Here is an 18,840-nt window from a genome sequence, read left to right on the forward strand (position 1 = left end):
TTTTATTCTAAGTATTTCAAAGGTTAAGCGTTTTTATTAGCGCTGTTTTTTCGTACAGAACCCCGGCTTGTCCGGGGTTTATTTTTTTATAAAGCTGTTTATCTCTCCCGGACTGCAACTATCAGCCTGCCAGCAGGGTTTATATTTTTTTTCAAACAGGGTTTATTAATAGGCATCTGTCCGGTGGCTTGAGGGGGCTTGCCGGTACAAGTTAAATGTCGCTGTGTCCGCCGCATTTTATTCCTAAAACAATAAATCTCAGCCGGACGCTGGTGAAGTGACATAAGGACGTGCGTAACGGTGGCTGTTGCCGGGCCGGATGTGCGTGTAGTTATTTGCGTAAACATTCCCTGTCGGCGGCTTCGAGTATTGAGAGAAGCAGTATGACGATTAAGACACGTATCTTACTGGCCATTGTATCGATTGGCATTATTCCCCTGATTTGCGCCAGTGCAGTTGTAATGTACGCCACCTCCAACGAAGTAAACGTTGCCCTTGATGATGCTGCCTCCGCCAAGCTGATTGCGGTGCGGGAAATGAAAAAAGATCAGCTGGTCAGTTACATCAGCGATCTGAAGAGTTTGGTAAAAAGCATTGCTGCCAATGAGCAGACGGTGGTCGCCACCGGTTACTTCTCCAGCTCGTTTGACCTGAATAAGAAGGTTGATGATGAGCAGCAGCAAAACCTGAACAGTTTCTATAGCGGTGCCTTTGCTGACGAATTCAAACAGCGTGATCCGGGATTCAACGGCGCTGATGCCGGCAGTGCCCAGTCTGCGCTGGATGATCCGGCGCGTTATTTTCAGATGCGTTATATCAGCACCAATCCAAATCCTTTAGGGGAAAAGCAGGCGCTGGATCAGGCAAAGAAAATTACTAAATTCAATGCCCGTTATGATTTATACCACTCCCAGTACCATCCCGGATTGCGCCGTCTGCAGGAAGAGTTTGGTTTCCCGGATGTACTGATTGTCAGCCCTGAAGGGCGGGTTGTGTATTCGGTGGCCAAGAATGTGGATTACGCCACTGACCTGACCGCCGGTTCCGATAACGGCCTGGTGCAGGCCTGGAACAAAGCCCGTGACGGTGCGGCCGGTGACGTGTACCTGACAGACATTAATACTTACTTTGCAGATTTTGGGACGCCGGCGGCATTTCTTTCATCCCCGGTGTTTGAGAAAGACAAGAATGTTGGCACCCTGGTGGTCAGGTTGCCGGTTGAACGGGTAACCATGGCCCTCACCAGTAATAAGCACTGGGCAGATGTGGGGCTGGGCAAAAGTGGCGAAGTCTATCTGGTGGGCGATGATGAGCGGTTACGCACCGACAGTCGCCGGCTGATTGAATCTGCGGATCAGTACTTTAGCGAAATTGCCGCCACCGGCTGGCAGGACAGCGTTGAACAGATTCAGAACCGGCGAACCGGTGTGGCGCTGCAAAAAGTCAGTTCCGACGGAGTTAAGGCGGCATTACAGGGCGATACCGGCGTGACCCGGGCGCAGGGTTACTACGGTGAAGAGGTACTTTCGGCGTATACCCCGGTGGAAATTGACGGATTACGCTGGGCGCTGATTTCGGAAATGAGCAGTTCAGAAGCCTTTGCCAGCGAAGAACAGATCCTTGGTTCGATTACCCGTACCAGCGGTGTTGTGGTGCTGGTGGTGTTGATTGCTGCAGTGTTGTTTGGCCTGTTGTTGTCACGGTTGCTGGTGAATCCGCTGCGGGAACTGGTGACGTCTTTTCAGGAGATTGCAAACGGCGATGGCGATCTGACAACCCAACTGGCAAGTGCTAAGCGCAAGGATGAGATCGGTGAGCTGGCAACGGCATTTAATGCCTTTGTTGCCAACATTCGCGGCGTGGTGGCACAGGCCAGCGAAACCGCTGAAAGCCTGACGGAAGTGACCAATCAACTGGCCCGGCAGTCCGGTGATACTGCGTCCCGCATGGGGCAGCAGCGCTCCATGAGTGAGCTGATTGTCACGGCCATGACCGAGTTTTCTTATTCGATTGATCATGTGGCGCAGAGCAGTAATGAAACGCTGAACGCGATGGTCAGTGCCGGTGAGAAGATGGTCAGCGGCGCGGATAATGCCCAGCGTTCTGTGAATGAGATTGATCAGTTAGTGGGCTTTACCCGTGAATCAGCAAGCTCTATTAATGCGCTGTCCGGCGAGATTGATCAGGTCAGCTCCATTTTGGAAGTCATTAATGACATTGCTAAACAGACCAGCTTACTGGCGCTGAACGCTGCGATTGAAGCGGCCCGGGCCGGTGAGCAGGGACGGGGCTTCGCCGTGGTAGCAGATGAAGTTCGCACGCTCTCTTCCCGAACTCAGGAAGCCACAGTGAATATTCAGGAAACCATGGAGAAACTGCGCGAAACCGCAGACGATTCTGTTCGCCGGGTGGAAGACTCCATGGAAAATGCCGAACGGGGCATCGCCATGGTGAATGAAACCGCTTCTGAGCTGGATGAAACCAAGCGCCTGATGGCGGACGTGGAAGCGATGCAAACGCAGATAGCGACCGCCGTGAATGAACAGCTTGATGTGATTAAGGACATTGAGAAGAACGCGGTTGAAATCGATACCCTGTCTGAAACCACACTGGACAGTGCGCAGGAATCGGCCGGCGATACCGATAAACTGAGTCAGATGGCGGACCGTCTGCACAGCCTTGTGGGCCGGTTTAAAACCTGATGCCCTGAATATGTATCTGTGCTGGCCGGCGTCAGTCGGCCAGCTTAGCAGCTCTTGGGTGTGCTGCGATGGGCAGGGGATTTTCTGCAGAATCTTCACGGTTACTCAGGTGATCCAGCGCCCACTGGGCGTGTTCTTTAACCAGTTCGCCGGTGTCGGGATTACTGAGCAGGCTGTGCAGCGCCGCTCTGGATTCCGGGCTGTTTATGCCATTGCCCAGTGCGACAGCAATATTCCGTTGCCAGCCCTGATAGCCGCTGCGTCGTATGGCTGATCCCTCAGTGCGCTTGAGGAATGTGGCTTCATCCCAGTTAAGTAAGTCTCTGAGGTTTTTATCATCCAGCCCGTGGCGGGGTTTAAAGTCGTCTTCTGCGGAGGCCTGTGCAAAGCGGTTCCAGGGGCAGATAAGCTGGCAGTCATCACAGCCGAATATCCGGTTACCCATCAGTGGACGCAGTTCAGTGGGAATGCTGCCGTTGTATTCGATGGTCAGATAAGAAATGCAGCGCCGGGCATCCACCACATAGGGGTCAACAATGGCTTGTGTCGGGCAGACATCGATGCAGGCCTGACACTTGCCGCAGTGTTCTTCTTCATAGGGGGCGTCGACCGGCAGGGGCAGGTCGACAAAGAGTTCGCCCAGTAAAAACCAGGAGCCGGCTTCCCGGTTCAGGATCAGGCTGTGTTTTCCCTGCCAGCCAATGCCGGCTTTGCGGGCCAGTGGCCGTTCCAGTACAGGGGCGCTGTCGACAAAGGCCCGGTAGCCAAACTCTCCGATTAAGGTTTCGATTGCCTTGCCCAGCCGGGTCAGGCGCTTGCGCATCAGTTTGTGATAATCACGCCCCATGGTATAGCGGGAAATGTAAGCTTTATCCGGGTTTTTAAGGATCTTCAGCGTCTGAATATCCGGTGGCAGGCAGTTCATCCTGACGCAGATGACCCGGCGGGTACCTTCAACCAGCAGCGATGGGTCCAGCCGTTTGTCGATATTGTTTTCCAGATACCCCATTTCCCCGTGATAGCCGTTTTCAAGCCAGCGGTGGTAGGCCTCTGATTCCGGACTGATGTCGGTATCGCTGATACCGCATTGCTGAAAGCCCTGTTCCAGTGCGGCGGCTTTGATTGCCTGACTGAGGGCGGCAAGTGATTTTGAGTCCTGATGCATTATGGCCGGGTCTTAGTAGCTGTTTTTACTGTAGGTTGGATATAATGAAGCCAAATTCCGAGTCGAGATCTTATACCGTGGCTAAGTCTTCGCAATTACCCGCTGCATTATACACAGCTGAACTGACCCGGGCACTGGATGCGGCAGCAATCAGTGCCGGGATGCCTGGCTTTAAACTGATGTTAAGGGCCGGGCATGTGGCCTTTGACCGGTTAATGCACCAGTGGCCGGATGTACAATCCCTGAGCATTCTTTGCGGCACCGGCAATAACGGCGGTGACGGCTTTGTGATGGCGGCTCTGGCTCAGCAGCAGGGCATTCAGGTGCAGGTGGTCTGTGTATCCAGACTGGATGATTTTGCGGTGCAGCTGCGTGGCGAAGCCCGGCAGGCCTATGACTGGATGTGTGATCAGGGGGTTGAATGCCACCGTTACCGTTTGGGGATGAACCTGCAGGGGGATGTGATCGTCGATGCTTTACTCGGCACCGGACTTAACGGTGCTGTGGCGGAACCCTTTGTGGGGGCGATCCGGCAGATCAATCTGTCAGACAAACCCGTGCTTGCGGTGGATATACCTTCGGGTCTGTGCAGTGATACCGGTGCGGTGCTGGGTGATGCTGTGCGTGCCGATCATACGGTGACCTTTATCGGCATGAAGCAGGGGATGCTCACTCATGAAGGGGTGGATTATTGCGGTCAGCTGCAGTTTGACAGCCTGCGCATTGCGGATGATATCTATGAGTCTATTCCGGTCAGTGGTTTCCGTACCTGCCGGGAAGATCTGGCGGCGCTGTTGCCGCCGCGGGGCGCTGCCAGTCATAAAGGGCACTTTGGTCATGTGCTGGTGATCGGTGGCGATTATGGCATGGGCGGTGCGGCAATCATGGCCGCGCAGGCCGCGGGCCGGACCGGTGCCGGTCTGGTGAGTCTGGCAACCCGGGCAGAGCATGTAACTGCTGCGCTGACCCGGGCACCGGAAATCATGGTTCACGGGGTACGCAGTGGTCATGATCTGGCGGTGCTGATTGAGCGTGCGTCAGTGGTAGTGATTGGTCCGGGCCTTGGGCAAAGTGCCTGGGGGGAACAGCTGCTGATGGCGGTGCTGGATAATTGCGGATCTGATAAAAAGCCGCTGGTAATGGATGCGGATGCGCTTAACCTGTTGGTGATAAATGGCAAACTGGACGGCACTAAGCACAGTAACTGGTTACTGACACCCCATCCCGGTGAGGCTGCCCGTTTGCTGGAAACCTCGGTGCCAAAGGTTCAGACGGACCGCTTTGCCGCGGCAGAAGCCCTGCAGGACCGGTTTGGCGGTACCCTGGTGCTGAAAGGGGCAGGGACCCTGAGTTGTGATGGTGACGCCATGCATCTGTGCTCAGCGGGTAATCCCGGTATGGCCAGTGGCGGGATGGGGGATGTGCTTAGCGGAATTATAGGCGCGTTGCTGGCGCAGAAGCTGGAATATACCGATGCTGCCCGTGTTGGGGTGTATATTCACGGAAAAGCGGCGGATGAGGCTGCAAAAAATGGTCAGCGAGGTATGCAAGCCACTGATCTGTTGGCACAATTGCCGAAAGTTGTTAACGTTTTCCCTAAATAGCAGGCAAAGTGAAGGAAGTGAGTACGGTGTCAGGTGATCAGCAGCAGTGTTTTTTTATCGCTGATGAAGCGGCCATGGTGGCTTTTGGCAGTAATCTGGCGGCGTCCGCCAGCGGTGGTGTGGTTTTTCTTAATGGTGATCTGGGGATGGGTAAAACCACTCTGTGCCGGGGAATCATTCAGGGGGCCGGGCATAAGGGTGCGGTTAAGAGTCCTACCTATACACTGGTGGAACCCTATGAACTGATCGGCCGGGACGTTTATCATTTTGACCTTTACCGTTTGGGAGATCCGGAAGAGCTTGAATATTTCGGAATCCGGGATTATTTCCACGATGATGCTTTGTGTCTGATTGAATGGCCGGAAAAAGGTGAAGGTGTGTTACCCCCTGCCGATTTATTACTGAATATTACTGTACAGGGGGAGGGGCGCGAGATTGAACTGTTGCCCCAAACTGCGAAAGGGGAGCAGTTGTTAGTGAATTTGCAGGCCACTGCCGAGTAAGGATGAGACAGAGTATGTTGCGTGTTGTTCGTTTAAGTCTGGTATTTGTGTGTACGTTACTATCGGCTGTGGTTGGTGCTGCCGATGTTAAAAACGTACGCCTGTGGATTGCGCCGGATCACGCCCGTTTAGTTTTTGACCTCAGTGAAAGTGCGGACCATAAGCTGTTCACCCTGAAGAATCCTGACCGCATCGTGCTGGATGTGGATAACGCTAAATTTAAGGCGGACCTTAACCAGCTGAATCTGACCAAGAGCCCGGTGCAGCGTATTCGCAGCGGCGCTAAAGATAAAAACGACCTGCGCATCGTACTGGACCTTAAGTCGGATGTTCGTGCCAAAAGTTTTGCCCTGAGTCCTAACGATAAATATGGCCACCGTCTGGTGGTGGATCTTTATCAGCCAGAGAAAGTTGCCCAGACCGTTAAGCGGGCGACAACGACAGCCAATAATCCGGATAAATTACGCAACGTGGTGATTGCCATTGATGCGGGGCACGGTGGCGATGATCCCGGCGCGGTAGGGCCGCGGGGCGAGAGAGAGAAAGATGTGGTGCTTGGCATTGCCCGGGAACTGAAGAAGCTGCTGCAGAAAGAGCCGGGTTTTACGCCACAGCTGACCCGGGACGGTGACTATTACATCAGCCTGCGCAGCCGCACCAGCCGGGCGCGGAAAAATAACGCCGATATGTTTGTGTCTATCCATGCGGACGGTTTTAAGGATAAACGTGCCAAGGGGGCGTCTGTATGGGTATTGTCGCCGCGGGGGGCCAGCAGCGAAATGGGGCGCTGGTTAGCCAAGCGGGAAAACAGTACCGACCTGATTGGCGGTGTTGGCAGTGTCAGCCTTGAAGATAAAGACGATGTGCTGGCAAAAGTGCTGCTTGATATGTCGATGACGGCGAGCCGCAGTGACAGCCGGGTGATTGCTGAAACGGTACATAAAAATATGAGTCGCTTTGCAAAAATGCATAAGAAGCGGGTCGAACAGGCCGGGTTTGTAGTGCTTAAATCCCCGGATATTCCGTCGATTCTGGTGGAAACCGGGTTTATTACCAATCCGGATGAAGCACGGAAACTGAAATCTAAGTCCTATCAGAAGAAGATGGCTCAGGCGATTTTTGCCGGCATTAAGGCGCATTTCGTGGCCAAGCCTCCGGCGCTTACGTATCTGGCCTGGCAAAAACAGGGCGGTAATAAAGGCAAGTCTGTCGCCGGTAAATATAAGGTTGTCAGAGGGGATACTTTATCGGTGATTGCCCGCCGAAACGGTATTTCCATGGCAGCGTTACGTAAAGCTAACGGCCTGAAAAATGCGGACCATATCCGGATTGGTCAGGTGCTGCAGATCCCAACCAGCTGATGAGTCTGGTCAACCGTTTTTTTCTGTATCGAGTGTAATTTATGTCCCGTATCCATTTGCTCTCGCCACGGCTGGCGAACCAGATCGCTGCCGGTGAAGTTGTAGAGCGCCCGGCCTCAGTGGTTAAGGAAATTCTTGAGAACAGCCTGGATGCCGGTGCTGACCGTATTGAGCTGGATATAGAGCAGGGCGGGGTCAAACTGATCCGCTTAAGGGATAACGGCAGTGGCATTGAGAAGGAAGATCTGTCTTTAGCCCTGAGCCGCCATGCTACCAGTAAAATCCGTGATCTGAATGATCTGGAAGCGGTGCAGAGCCTGGGGTTTCGCGGCGAGGCGCTGGCATCGGTCAGTTCAGTATCAAGGTTAACGCTGACTTCCCGTACGGCAGATCAGGAAAGTGCCTGGCAGGTCGAAACTGAAGGCCGGGATATGGTGGCGGAGATTTCTCCGGCGGCGCATCCTGCGGGTACTACCGTGGAAATGCGTGACCTGTTTTTTAATACCCCGGCGCGGCGTAAGTTTCTCAAAACCGAAAAGACCGAGTTTAAACACCTGGAAGAGGTGGTTAAGCGGCTGGCGTTAAGCCGCTTTGACGTGGGCTTTACCCTGCGGCATAACCAGAAAATTATCCATCAGCTGCGCCCGGCATCCACTGAAGCTGAGCAGGAACGGCGTATTGCCAGCCTGATGTCCCCGGCGTTTATCGAAGAGTCGATGCGGGTGGATGTCAGTGCCGATGCCTCCGGCCTTAGATTGTGGGGCTGGGTAGGGTTGCCGACGTTTTCCCGCAGCCAGCCCGATCTGCAGTATTTCTTTGTTAATGGCCGGGTAATCAGGGATAAGGTAGTGTCCCATGCTTTGCGTCAGGCTTATCAGGATGTGCTATTTCACGGCCGGCACCCTGCTTATGTGCTGTTTATGGAGCTTGATCCGGCGCTGGTGGATGTCAACGTTCATCCCACCAAGCACGAAGTGCGCTTCCGTGAAAGCCGGTTGGTACATGACTTTATTTTCCGAACCACGCACCGGGTAATTGCGGATATGCGACCGCAAACCGGTGAAGACACCACCGGTATTCCTGAGGCTGTGCTGGCGAATGGTGGCAATGCACCGACCAGTGACTTTCTGCCTTCGCCGGGTGTTGCCGGCATGGGCCAGACGTTTCAGCAGGGGCGGATGCCACTGTATCAGTCGTCTGTGCAGGCTGACAGGCCTGCTGCCGGTCAGGTGCGTGAACAGATTCAGCAATATGGTCAGCTACATCCTTCACCTGCCACCCCCTCGTTCAGTGGCCCTGTAACGGGCGGTGTGTCCGGTGCCATGATGCCGGATGTTGATGAGACTAAATGCCCGCCAATGGGGTATGCTGTCGCGCAGTTACACGGGGTGTTCATTCTGGCGCAAAACGATGCCGGCCTTGTGGTGGTGGATATGCATGCCGCCCATGAGCGGATTGTATATGAACGGATGAAGGCTGCTTATGAAGCGGAAGGTGTACGCAGCCAGCCGTTGCTGGTGCCGGTCAGTATGGCGGTCAGCAGCGGTGAGGCTGACTGTGCTGAAGAGCAGCAGGAAGTGTTCCGCCAGTTAGGCTTTGAAATCGCCCGGATGGGAGAAGAAACCATCGTGATCCGGCAGGTGCCGGTGGCGCTGGCCAACGGTGATGTGACCAAGCTGATTCTTGACGTGATTGCCGATATGCAGCAGTTCGGTAACAGCCGTAAGGTTCAGGAACATGTTAATGAACTGTTGGCGACCATGGCGTGCCACGGTTCTGTCCGGGCGAATCGCCAGCTTACCCTGCCGGAAATGAATGCGTTGCTGCGGGATATGGAGCAAACTGAACGCAGTGGCCAGTGTAACCATGGCCGGCCGACCTGGACCCAGATGTCTATGCAGGAGCTCGATGGCCTGTTCATGCGTGGTCAGTGAGCCTTGGTGCTGTTCGCAATAAACTGTTTTTAATTTGGAGTACGACGTGACAACGTCTTTACCACCGGCAATTTTTCTGATGGGCCCGACTGCGGCAGGCAAAACTGACCTGGCGATGGCTCTCTGTGACTTGCTGGACTGTGAAATCATCAGTGTGGACTCGGCCATGATCTATCGTCAGATGGACATTGGTACCGCCACGCCGGAAGCTGAGTTACTCGCCCGGTATCCCCACCGGCTGGTGGATATCCTCGACCCGTCCGAAGCGTATTCTGCGGCCGATTTTCGCCGTGATGCCTTGCAGCATATGGCGGATATTACTGCCAAAGGAAAAATTCCTCTGCTGGTGGGCGGAACCATGCTGTATTACCAGGCGCTGATGAAAGGTCTGGCCGATATGCCGGAAGCTGATCCTGTGGTGCGCCAGCGTTTGCTGGAGGAGGCAAACAGTAACGGCTGGGAATGTTTGCATAAGCGGCTGGCGGAGGTTGATCCTGAGTCGGCCCAACGGATTCATCCGAATGATCCGCAGCGGTTGCAGCGGGCGCTGGAGGTGTATGAGCTGACCGGTAAGTCCATGACTGAGCACTGGCAGGCCCAGGAGGCTTCTCGTGCGCCTTATAACATGCAGTCGCTGTGTGTGATGCCCACCGAGCGTTCGGTATTGCATCAGCGGATCGAACAGCGTTTTCATCTGATGCTGGAACAGGGCTTTGAAGCGGAGGTCAGAGCATTGTGGGACCGTGGTGATCTGGATGCATCAATGCCTTCAGTCCGCTGTGTCGGTTACCGGCAGATGTGGGAATATTTTCAGGGCCAGTGGGACCGTGAAACTATGATCCATAAAGGCGTTGTGGCGACCCGTCAGTTGGCAAAACGGCAGATAACCTGGTTGCGCAGCTGGCCCGATTTGAAAACTTTAGCCTCAAATGATCCAAATTTAACAAATAATGCCTTGAAATTGTTAGAGGGTGGCATTATATAATGCTGTAGCTTGAATTTTTCGGACCGTCCGGCTTTTTTGAGGCGGTCACATGCGCAGGATTTTTAACAGGATTTGAGTTGCGCATACCTTTTTATTATCGATTCACAGGAAGGAGCTTCCAATGTCAAAAGGGCAATCTTTACAAGACCCTTATCTGAACGTACTGCGTAAAGAACGCGTACCCGTTTCTATTTTCTTGGTAAATGGTATCAAGCTACAGGGGCAGATTGAGTCATTCGACCAGTTTGTTATCCTGCTTAAAAATACTGTCAGCCAGATGGTCTATAAACATGCAATCTCAACTGTGGTCCCGGCCCGTCCGGTTAAGTTACCACAGGGTGATGAATCGGCTGACTGAGGTTCTATTTGTTTTTTGAGCGTCCCGAGTCTGGCGAATGCGCCATTCTTGTCCACATAGATATGGCTGATGAGGCGGACCGGGAAAGCCCGAAAGAGTTAGAAGAACTCGCGCTTTCTGCTGGCGCCGATCCTGTAGATATTCTTACCGGTAGTCGCCATCAGCCCAGCCCTAAGTTATTTATCGGTAGCGGTAAGGTCGAAGAGTTGAAGGCCATGGTGCATCAGTATGATGCCGAGCTGGTTATTTTCAATCATTCGCTAAGCCCCGGCCAGGAACGTAACCTCGAAAGAGAGTTGCAGTGCCGGGTGCTGGACCGTACCGGTCTGATTCTGGATATTTTTGCTCAGCGTGCCCGTACCCATGAAGGTAAACTTCAGGTGGAGCTGGCACAGTTAGAGCATATGTCGACACGTCTGGTACGTGGCTGGACACACCTTGAGCGTCAGAAAGGTGGTATTGGTTTACGCGGCCCGGGTGAAACCCAGCTGGAAACCGACCGCCGGTTACTGCGTGCCCGCATCAAAAGTATTCTCAAACGACTGGAAAAAGTCCGTAAGCAGCGTGATCAGGGGCGTCGTGCCCGTAGCCGCGCTGAAGTGCCGGGCTTATCGCTGGTGGGTTATACCAATGCCGGAAAGTCGACGCTGTTCAATCAGCTGACTGAGGCTGAGGTGTACGCCGCTGATCAGTTGTTCGCGACGCTTGATCCGACCCTCCGCCGCATTGAAGTTGCGGATGTCGGGCAGGCAATCCTTGCTGATACGGTAGGCTTTATCCGTCATTTACCCCATAAACTGGTTGAGGCGTTTCGTGCGACGTTGCAGGAAACCACCGAGGCCACTTTGCTGCTGCATGTGATTGATGCCTTTGATGAGGATCGTCAGGAGCATATTGACGAAGTGAATGCGGTACTGGCGGAAATTAATGCGGATGAAGTGCCCTGTCTTGAGGTCTATAACAAGATTGACCGTATGACGGGTATTGAACCGCGTATTGACCGTAATGATGAAGGTGTACCGGTACGGGTCTGGGTGTCTGCGGCAACCGGACAGGGTACTGACTTGCTGTTTCAGGCTATTTCTGAGCGTCTGGCGGATGATGTGTTCCATGATTCCATTCAGGTGGCACCTTCTGAAGGTGCTTTCCGTGCCCTGCTGTATGGTCAGGGGGCAGTCCTGAATGAAACCTATGATGATGCCGGTGAAAGTCATCTGGAAGTACGCTTGCAGCGTAAAGACTTTATGCAGATTCTCAGCAGGGTAAGTATTCCGGCGGAACGTTATCTGGGGGTTGATGTCAACAAGCCTGAGTGGCTTCAGTGACGACAAATATCTGAATTTTAAAAGTAAGCTGCGTACATCGGACGTTGCATACTATGATTAAGCTACATACAATTTTGGTAGTTTTTGGTGCTTTACCTGTCGATTCGGTAAAGACAAAGCATTAACGGTTCTAGAACGGAGAACAGTATGGCTTGGAATGAGCCTGGTGGTAACGGGAATAATCAGGATCCCTGGAACTCTGGTGGCAAGCGTAACGGTGGCGGCAATAATGATCAGGGACCTCCTGATCTGGATGAAGCGCTGCAAAAGCTACAGGAAAAACTTAACGGCATTTTCGGTAAACCGAACAAGACCGGCGGTTCCGGTGGCAAATCAGCTGCGCCGTCAGGCGGTCTGTTTGGCATCCTTATCGTCATTCTGCTGGTTGGCTGGGCAGCTCTGGGCTTCTACACTGTCGATCAGCAGGAGCGGGGTGTCGTACTGCGTCTGGGTAAATTCAGCGAAACGGTTATGCCGGGTCTGCAGTGGAACCCGCCTTTGATTGATCAGGTTACTCAGGTCAATGTGACCCGGGTAAATGCTTATGATCACCGTTCCCTGATGCTGACAGAAGATGAGAACATTGTTGACGTATCTATTACCGTTCAGTACGTCATCTCTGATCCTAAGAATTACCTGCTGAAAGTCCGCGATCCGGAAGCCAGTCTGGCGAATGCTTCTGAGTCTGCATTGCGTCACATTGTAGGTGGTTCAGAAATGGATTCCATTCTGACTGAGGGCCGTGAGGTACTTGGTACGGATGTGAAGGGTCGTCTGCAGCAGTCTATGGAAGATTATCAGACCGGTTTACGTATCACTCAGGTGAACATTAAAGAAGTTAAGGCACCGTCTCAGGTTCAGGATGCATTTGATGACGTAATCAAAGCGCGTGAGGATGAGCAACGGGTCATTAACGAAGCTGAGTCTTACCGTAACGGTATTATTCCTGAAGCGCGTGGTATCGCCCAGCGTATGAAGGAAGAGGCAAGTGCATACCGCGAACAGGTGGTTGCTCGGGCACAGGGTGATGCGCAGCGTTTTGAGTCTCTGCTGGGTGAGTACCTGAAAGCACCGGATGTAACCCGTGAGCGTCTGTATCTGGATGCAATGGAGTCTGTTATGGCGAACAACTCTAAGGTACTGGTTGATGTTGAGGGCGGTAATAACATGATGTATCTGCCGCTGGATAAGTTATCCGAGCGTCGTCAGGTACCTGTTGAGTTTAACCGTTCAGGAAACACCCGTCTGAGTAACGATAATATCCGTGATATCACTGATCAGGTGATTGAGCAGTTGCGTCAGCGTCAGCAAACCAACCGTCGGGAGGCCCGGTAATGTCTGGTAAATCTATGGCAGGCGTCGTCATCGCGCTATTGTTGGTCGTGCTGGCATCTAATTCGCTGTTTATTATTAAGGAAACTGACCGTGCAGTTTTGCTGCGCTTCGGTGAAATCGTGAATCCTAACCTGCAGCCTGGTCTGCATATTAAGATTCCTGTTATCAATAAAGTGCGTAAGTTTGATGGCCGGGTACTGACCCTGGATGCGCAGCCGCAGTCTTATCTGACGGTTGAGAAGAAGCGTCTGGTGGTTGACTCCTTCATTAAATGGCGTGTTATTGATCCGCAAACTTACTACACCGCGACTTCCGGTGACCAGTTCCGTGCAGCGGAGCGTCTGTTCCCGAGTGTGGATGCAGGTCTGCGTGCGCAGTTCGGTGAGCGTACGCTGACTGAAGTGGTATCCGGTGAGCGTGATCAGTTAATGATTGAGCTGACTGAGTCACTGAGCCAGTCGACCCGTGACGAGCTGGGTATTGAGCTGATTGATATCCGGGTTAAGAAGATCGATCTGCCGCAGGAAGTATCCAACTCTGTATATGACCGTATGCGTACTGAGCGGGAGCGTGAAGCCCGTGAGCTGCGTTCCCGTGGTCAGGAGCTTGCGGAAGGTATCCGGGCTGATGCTGACCGTCAGAAAACGGTTATCGAAGCCGGTGCGTACCGTGATGCACAGGAGTTGCGTGGTGAAGGTGATGCGGAATCTGCGGGTATCTATGCCAAGGCATATAGCCGTGATCCGGAGTTCTATTCTTTCTACCGCAGTCTGAATGCCTATAAAGAAGCATTTAACCAGCAAGGCGATATCATGATTCTGGAACCGGACAGTGAATTCTTCCGTTACCTGAATGCGCCGGGTCTGGAGCGTTAATTGCTACTTTTGATTAATTTTTACCCGGAATAGGCTGCACTATTTGCCCTGTTCCGTGGTAGAATTCTGTAACCGGGTTTAAGCCCGGTTTTTTTATGCGGTTTTGTGCGAGGCGTTATGTGGTCGGAGCTTTGGCAACCCCTGTTAATCGGTTTCAGTCTGATGCTGATAATCGAGGGAATTGTGCCTTTTCTGTATCCCGGACGCTGGCGCAGGTTAGTTCAGCAGTTAGCAAATATCAGTGATAAGGCGCTGCGGATAACCGGTTTAATCAGTATGCTGGCTGGGCTGTGCATACTGTATATGATTAACTGATCGATCGATTAGGAGAGTTGCATGGCCTTGGCAGATCGCTGGTTATTACCAGACGGTGTCAAAGAAGTCTTGCCACCACAGGCGCGTCAGGTTGAAGCGGCCCGCCGGCAAGTGCTAGATATGTATAATACCTGGGGTTATGAATTAGTCATGACACCAATGATCGAACACCTGGACTCTTTGTTAAGTGGTGTTGGTCGGGATCTTGATCTGAATACATTTAAAGTAACGGATCAACTGACAGGCCGGATGCTGGGCATCCGTGCTGATATTACCCAGCAGGTGGCGCGGATTGATGCCCACCGTCTGAAAAACGATAGTCCTAATCGTTTGTGTTATTGCAGTACTGTTCTGCATACCTTGCCAGCAAATCCGCTGGCGTCTCGTAATCCCTTACAGGTAGGTGCTGAGTTATTCGGCCACTCGGGCCTGGCCAGTGATGTCGAAATTATTTCCCTGATGCTTGAAACTCTGCATGTGCTGGGTGTCAGTCAGGAACTGAGTATTGATCTGGGCCATGTAGGTATCTATCGCGGACTGATTGCCGGTGCGGGGCTGACCGATGTTCAGGAAAATGATTATTTCGAATTACTGCAACGCAAAGATATGCCTGAGATTGAACGCTTTCTGAGTCAGGTTGATATTTCAGCTGAGCAGGCTGCGATGCTGGCTAAGCTGCCGGCGCTGCATGGTGGTGCGGAAGTGCTGGATGCGGCTCAGGAGAGCTTGGCGCCTATCAGTGATGCGATTACGCCAGCGCTGGATTATCTGCGTCAGATTGCTGAGCAGATTGGTCAGCGTTATCCGCAGGTTGATCTGTATTTCGATCTCAGCGAATTACGCGGTTATAACTATCACACCGGCATTGTGTTCGGTGCATATACGCCAAGTTTCGGTCAGGCGATTGCCAAAGGTGGTCGTTATGATGAAGTGGGGCGTGATTTTGGCCGGGCGCGCCCGGCAACAGGTTTTAGTGCTGACCTTAAGACACTGGTTGAGCTGTCTGCTCTGTCGTGTCAGCAGGACGGTGCGGTACTGGCGCCAGCTGGCAGTGATGCAGGGCTATTAAAGGCGATCAGTGAACTACGCACGACCGGTAAGCGGGTTGTGCAGCAGCTCGATGGTGCGGCATCTGATGATGTTGTATTCGCGCAGCAATTGGTGCAGCAGGATGGGGTTTGGGTTCTGCAGAGCCTGTAACCGCTTGAAATTAGATTGAGTTAAACGTTAGAGACTAGCATGGGTAAAAATGTCGTTGTTTTAGGAACGCAGTGGGGAGACGAGGGTAAAGGCAAGATCGTTGACCTTTTAACAGATCAGGCTTCTGCCGTGGCACGCTTTCAGGGTGGCCATAACGCAGGTCACACCCTGGTTATTGATGGTGAGAAAACGGTTCTTCACCTGATCCCTTCAGGTATTCTGCGTGACAATGTTCTTTGCATGATAGGCAACGGCGTAGTGCTGTCTCCTGAAGCATTGCTGAAAGAAATGAAAGAGCTGGAAGAGCGTGGTGTGCCGGTACGTGAACGTTTGCGTCTGAGCCCTGCCTGTCCGCTGATTCTGCCATATCACGTTGCACTGGATCAGGCCCGTGAAGTTGCCCGCGGAAATGCCAAGATCGGTACTACCGGCCGTGGTATCGGCCCTGCATACGAAGACAAAGTTGCCCGTCGTGGTCTGCGTCTTGATGACATGATGAATAGCGAGCGTTTTGCGGTGAAGCTTAAGGAAGTAATGGAATACCATAACTTCATGCTGCAGAACTACTATAACGCTGAGCCGGTTAGCTATGAGAAGGTTCTGGAAGAGTCTCTGGCGATGGCTGAAGTGTTACGTCCTATGGTGATGGATGTTACTTCTAAGTTGCATGAGTACCGTGAGCGTGGTGACAACATCATGTTTGAAGGTGCGCAGGGTTCGTTGCTGGATATCGATCACGGTACCTATCCGTATGTAACCTCTTCAAACACAACTGCTGGCGGTACCTCTACCGGTAGTGGTTTTGGTCCTCTGTATCTGGATTACATCCTGGGTATTACCAAGGCTTACACGACCCGTGTAGGTTCCGGTCCGTTCCCGACGCAGCTGGATTGCGAAATCGGTAACCACCTGGGCACCAAAGGTCACGAGTTCGGTGCGACCACTGGCCGTGCCCGTCGCTGTGGCTGGTTTGATGCGGTTGCGCTTAAGCATGCTATTCAGGTTAACTCGGTATCCGGTATCTGTCTGACTAAGCTTGATGTTCTGGATGGTCTGGAAGAAATCAAAGTATGTGTTGGCTATAAAGATGCACAGGGTAATGCGGTTTACTCGCTGACAGGCAGTGAAGATTACGAGGCGATTGAGCCTGTATATGAAACCCTGCCAGGCTGGAGTGAAAATACTCTGGGTGCTCAGACGCTGGAAGCGTTGCCTGAAAACGCACGTGCTTACATTAAGCGTCTTGAAGCGCTGATCAATGCACCAATTGATATTGTGTCTACCGGTCCTGACCGTGTGGAAACAATTGTATTGCGCCACCCGTTTGATGCGTAACAGTGCTTGCTGAACCGGCGGCTTTCAGTCATCGGTTTTCTAAAAAAACCAGCTACGGCTGGTTTTTTTGTGTCTGCTGTTTTCGGGGTATAAAAAAACCGGCACAAGGCCGGTTTTGTAGATGTTCAGACTGACCTATTTCAGATCATCGCTGACTGCCGGGTGGATGCTTTTCAGCAGCGCTTTCAGCATTTTCGGATTGCCCACGATCAGGTTACCGTTCTGGGTGTGGGAGTTGCCGCCATTGAAGTCGGACAGTAAGCCGCCAGATTCCTGGATCAGCAGGGTGCCGGCTGCCATATCGGCGCCTTTCATGCCGAACTGGAAGAAGCCGTCGAAGCGGCCGGCAGCGGTGTAAGCCATGTTCAGTACCGGTGAGCCGGCGTTGTAGATGCTGCCGTCTTCCAGGGTGATGTTGCTGAATACCCGCTGGAATGAATCAAGATGCTGTTTCTGGTTGCGGCCAAAGTAGTTGCTGGCGATGAGTGCGCCCTGAAGGGTTTTCAGGTTGCTGACGCGCAGGCGCTTGCCGTTACACTGTGCGCCTCGTCCACGGCTGGCGGTAAATTCTTCACCGTTCATCGGATTCAGTACGATGGCGTGTTCCAGGCGGCCGCGCTGGTAACCGGCGATGCTCAGGGCAAACACAGGTACGCCGTTTGCGAAGTTGCTGGTGCTGTCGATAGGGTTTACCTGCCAGGTAATGGCGGCGGTGCCTTCTGCAGCGTGCTGGCCAGTGAATTCACCATTTACTTCGTGGTCCGGATAGGCTTTCTGGATTGTGCTGGCAATCGCCTTTTCTGCCTGCTTGCAGGTCTCTTCGAAAAAGTCACTGACACTTGATTGTTCGGATTTAATCAGGTCGAGTCGTTCCACTGCGCGGGCGATTTGTTCGCCTGCGATGCGTGCGCCGCGCAGGGCGATATTTACCATCGGTTGCATCTATCTAATACCAGTCGTCGGGAGGGTAAGAAATCAAAGAGCGCGATTATAGCAAAATCTTGCTGAGATAAAGAACAACAAACCGCGAATACTTGGCAGGTTCTGGTAAAATAATCGCCTTTTTATACTATAAGTCTGAATTTGATGCTGCAAAATATACGAATTGTACTGGTAAATACCACTCACCCCGGCAATATCGGTGCGGTCGCCCGGGCAATGAAAAATATGGGGCTGGCTGAACTGTGTCTTGTTGAGCCTAAACTGTTCCCTCACGAAGATGCTGTTGCCCGGGCTTCGGGTGCCACTGATTTGCTGGAAAGTGCGCTGGTTGTTGGTTCGCTGGATGAGGCGCTGGAAGGGTGTCATCTGGTGGTGGGTACGAGTGCCCGTAGCCGGAATATCCCCTGGCCGTTGCTGAACCCCCGCGAGCTGGGAGGGGTGTCTTCAGGTCTGGGTGCTGATCAGAAAATGGCGGTTGTATTTGGCCGTGAGGATCGCGGACTGACCAATGAAGAATTGCAGCGTTGTCATTATCATGTGCATATCCCTACGGAAGAGACCTTCAGTTCGCTGAATATCGGTGCGGCTGTACAGGTTATTTGCTACGAGCTTCGCATGGCCGCTTTGCAGCAGGGCAGTATGGAAGATAAGCCCCAGTGGGGGACGGACTGGGATGTGGACCTGGCGGATATGCAGGAACTGGAGCGGATGTTCGAGCATCTGGAGCAGACCATGATTGATATTGAGTTTCTTGATCCCGAGAAGCCGCGCCAGCTCATGCCGCGGTTACGGCGGCTGTTTCTGAGAGCGCTGCCAGATAAAATTGAAGTCAATGTGCTGCGGGGAATCCTTACCGCGACTCAGAAACGTCTGAAGAAGTCAGACGCAGACGTTTAGTCAT

Annotated in this window: 16 protein-coding genes; 14 read left to right on the forward strand and 2 right to left on the reverse strand. The window is 52.8% G+C overall.

Annotated features, from left to right (window positions below; translation table 11 throughout):
- Window positions 1-383 precede the first annotated feature (383 nt).
- Entirely contained in the window at window positions 384-2,702 is a 2,319-nt protein-coding gene (locus tag PCI15_RS05160) for a methyl-accepting chemotaxis protein (protein ID WP_271273295.1), read from the forward strand.
- A 31-nt stretch (window positions 2,703-2,733) separates the two neighbouring features.
- Here the strand turns inward: PCI15_RS05160 and queG are convergent, their stop codons facing one another.
- Window positions 2,734-3,867: a tRNA epoxyqueuosine(34) reductase QueG gene (queG, locus tag PCI15_RS05165; protein ID WP_271273296.1), complete on the reverse strand. Its 1,134-nt coding sequence runs from the start codon at window positions 3,865-3,867 to the stop codon at window positions 2,734-2,736.
- A 44-nt stretch (window positions 3,868-3,911) separates the two neighbouring features.
- Here queG and PCI15_RS05170 point away from each other — a divergent pair, with 44 nt between their 5' ends.
- The 12 genes from PCI15_RS05170 (at window position 3,912) to PCI15_RS05225 (ending at window position 16,997) form a co-directional block, all read left to right on the forward strand.
- The gene (locus PCI15_RS05170; RefSeq protein WP_271273297.1) at window positions 3,912-5,471 is read left to right on the forward strand and encodes an NAD(P)H-hydrate dehydratase; all 1,560 of its coding nucleotides are present in this window, start codon (window positions 3,912-3,914) and stop codon (window positions 5,469-5,471) included.
- Window positions 5,472-5,497: 26 nt separating this feature from the next.
- On the forward strand, window positions 5,498-5,974 hold the full coding sequence (tsaE, locus tag PCI15_RS05175) for a tRNA (adenosine(37)-N6)-threonylcarbamoyltransferase complex ATPase subunit type 1 TsaE (RefSeq protein ID WP_271273298.1): 477 nt from the start codon (window positions 5,498-5,500) through the stop codon (window positions 5,972-5,974).
- Between the two features lie 14 nt (window positions 5,975-5,988).
- Window positions 5,989-7,335, forward strand: coding sequence for an N-acetylmuramoyl-L-alanine amidase family protein (locus tag PCI15_RS05180; RefSeq protein WP_271273299.1), 1,347 nt, complete (start codon window positions 5,989-5,991; stop codon window positions 7,333-7,335).
- 41 nt (window positions 7,336-7,376) lie between these two features.
- Window positions 7,377-9,269, forward strand: coding sequence for a DNA mismatch repair endonuclease MutL (gene mutL, locus PCI15_RS05185; protein WP_271273300.1), 1,893 nt, complete (start codon window positions 7,377-7,379; stop codon window positions 9,267-9,269).
- A 79-nt stretch (window positions 9,270-9,348) separates the two neighbouring features.
- The gene (gene miaA / locus PCI15_RS05190; protein ID WP_271274579.1) at window positions 9,349-10,254 is read left to right on the forward strand and encodes a tRNA (adenosine(37)-N6)-dimethylallyltransferase MiaA; all 906 of its coding nucleotides are present in this window, start codon (window positions 9,349-9,351) and stop codon (window positions 10,252-10,254) included.
- Between the two features lie 121 nt (window positions 10,255-10,375).
- Window positions 10,376-10,612: an RNA chaperone Hfq gene (gene hfq / locus PCI15_RS05195; protein ID WP_124925946.1), complete on the forward strand. Its 237-nt coding sequence runs from the start codon at window positions 10,376-10,378 to the stop codon at window positions 10,610-10,612.
- A gap of 8 nt (window positions 10,613-10,620) precedes the next feature.
- Window positions 10,621-11,937 carry a ribosome rescue GTPase HflX gene (hflX, locus tag PCI15_RS05200; protein ID WP_271273301.1) on the forward strand — a complete coding sequence of 439 codons (1,317 nt, stop codon included), beginning with the start codon at window positions 10,621-10,623 and terminating at the stop codon, window positions 11,935-11,937.
- Window positions 11,938-12,084: 147 nt separating this feature from the next.
- Complete coding sequence (gene hflK / locus PCI15_RS05205; protein WP_271273302.1) at window positions 12,085-13,272, forward strand: FtsH protease activity modulator HflK; 1,188 nt, start codon at window positions 12,085-12,087, stop codon at window positions 13,270-13,272.
- Window positions 13,272-14,147: a protease modulator HflC gene (gene hflC, locus PCI15_RS05210; RefSeq protein ID WP_271273303.1), complete on the forward strand. Its 876-nt coding sequence runs from the start codon at window positions 13,272-13,274 to the stop codon at window positions 14,145-14,147. The genes hflK and hflC overlap by 1 nt, the downstream gene beginning before the upstream one ends.
- 117 nt (window positions 14,148-14,264) lie before the next feature.
- Entirely contained in the window at window positions 14,265-14,462 is a 198-nt protein-coding gene (locus PCI15_RS05215) for a DUF2065 domain-containing protein (protein WP_271273304.1), read from the forward strand.
- 21 nt (window positions 14,463-14,483) lie between these two features.
- Entirely contained in the window at window positions 14,484-15,662 is a 1,179-nt protein-coding gene (locus PCI15_RS05220) for an ATP phosphoribosyltransferase regulatory subunit (protein WP_271273305.1), read from the forward strand.
- Window positions 15,663-15,701: 39 nt separating this feature from the next.
- Window positions 15,702-16,997 (forward strand): adenylosuccinate synthase, encoded by a 1,296-nt coding sequence (locus PCI15_RS05225; protein WP_271273306.1) that lies wholly within the window; start codon window positions 15,702-15,704, stop codon window positions 16,995-16,997.
- A gap of 135 nt (window positions 16,998-17,132) precedes the next feature.
- Here PCI15_RS05225 and PCI15_RS05230 read toward each other — a convergent pair whose 3' ends face one another.
- Window positions 17,133-17,939, reverse strand: coding sequence for an inositol monophosphatase family protein (locus PCI15_RS05230; protein ID WP_271273307.1), 807 nt, complete (start codon window positions 17,937-17,939; stop codon window positions 17,133-17,135).
- A gap of 144 nt (window positions 17,940-18,083) precedes the next feature.
- Here PCI15_RS05230 and trmJ point away from each other — a divergent pair, with 144 nt between their 5' ends.
- Window positions 18,084-18,836: a tRNA (cytosine(32)/uridine(32)-2'-O)-methyltransferase TrmJ gene (gene trmJ, locus PCI15_RS05235; RefSeq protein WP_271273308.1), complete on the forward strand. Its 753-nt coding sequence runs from the start codon at window positions 18,084-18,086 to the stop codon at window positions 18,834-18,836.
- Window positions 18,837-18,840: the final 4 nt, after the last annotated feature.

It is taken from the genome of Aliamphritea hakodatensis, assembly GCF_024347195.1.
GTDB lineage: Bacteria > Pseudomonadota > Gammaproteobacteria > Pseudomonadales > Balneatricaceae > Amphritea > Amphritea hakodatensis.

What these genes read in the sequence shown, in the direction of transcription:
- PCI15_RS05230 (WP_271273307.1), bottom strand. Translation starts at nt 17,939, where the DNA reads ATGCAACCGATGGTAAATATCGCCCTGCGCGGCGCACGCATCGCAGGC.
- hflK (WP_271273302.1), top strand. Translation starts at nt 12,085, where the DNA reads ATGGCTTGGAATGAGCCTGGTGGTAACGGGAATAATCAGGATCCCTGG.
- PCI15_RS05160 (WP_271273295.1), top strand. Translation starts at nt 384, where the DNA reads ATGACGATTAAGACACGTATCTTACTGGCCATTGTATCGATTGGCATT.
- PCI15_RS05180 (WP_271273299.1), top strand. Translation starts at nt 5,989, where the DNA reads ATGTTGCGTGTTGTTCGTTTAAGTCTGGTATTTGTGTGTACGTTACTA.
- PCI15_RS05170 (WP_271273297.1), top strand. Translation starts at nt 3,912, where the DNA reads ATGAAGCCAAATTCCGAGTCGAGATCTTATACCGTGGCTAAGTCTTCG.
- PCI15_RS05225 (WP_271273306.1), top strand. Translation starts at nt 15,702, where the DNA reads ATGGGTAAAAATGTCGTTGTTTTAGGAACGCAGTGGGGAGACGAGGGT.
- hflC (WP_271273303.1), top strand. Translation starts at nt 13,272, where the DNA reads ATGTCTGGTAAATCTATGGCAGGCGTCGTCATCGCGCTATTGTTGGTC.
- PCI15_RS05215 (WP_271273304.1), top strand. Translation starts at nt 14,265, where the DNA reads ATGTGGTCGGAGCTTTGGCAACCCCTGTTAATCGGTTTCAGTCTGATG.
- queG (WP_271273296.1), bottom strand. Translation starts at nt 3,867, where the DNA reads ATGCATCAGGACTCAAAATCACTTGCCGCCCTCAGTCAGGCAATCAAA.
- PCI15_RS05220 (WP_271273305.1), top strand. Translation starts at nt 14,484, where the DNA reads ATGGCCTTGGCAGATCGCTGGTTATTACCAGACGGTGTCAAAGAAGTC.
- hfq (WP_124925946.1), top strand. Translation starts at nt 10,376, where the DNA reads ATGTCAAAAGGGCAATCTTTACAAGACCCTTATCTGAACGTACTGCGT.
- mutL (WP_271273300.1), top strand. Translation starts at nt 7,377, where the DNA reads ATGTCCCGTATCCATTTGCTCTCGCCACGGCTGGCGAACCAGATCGCT.
- trmJ (WP_271273308.1), top strand. Translation starts at nt 18,084, where the DNA reads ATGCTGCAAAATATACGAATTGTACTGGTAAATACCACTCACCCCGGC.
- miaA (WP_271274579.1), top strand. Translation starts at nt 9,349, where the DNA reads ATGGGCCCGACTGCGGCAGGCAAAACTGACCTGGCGATGGCTCTCTGT.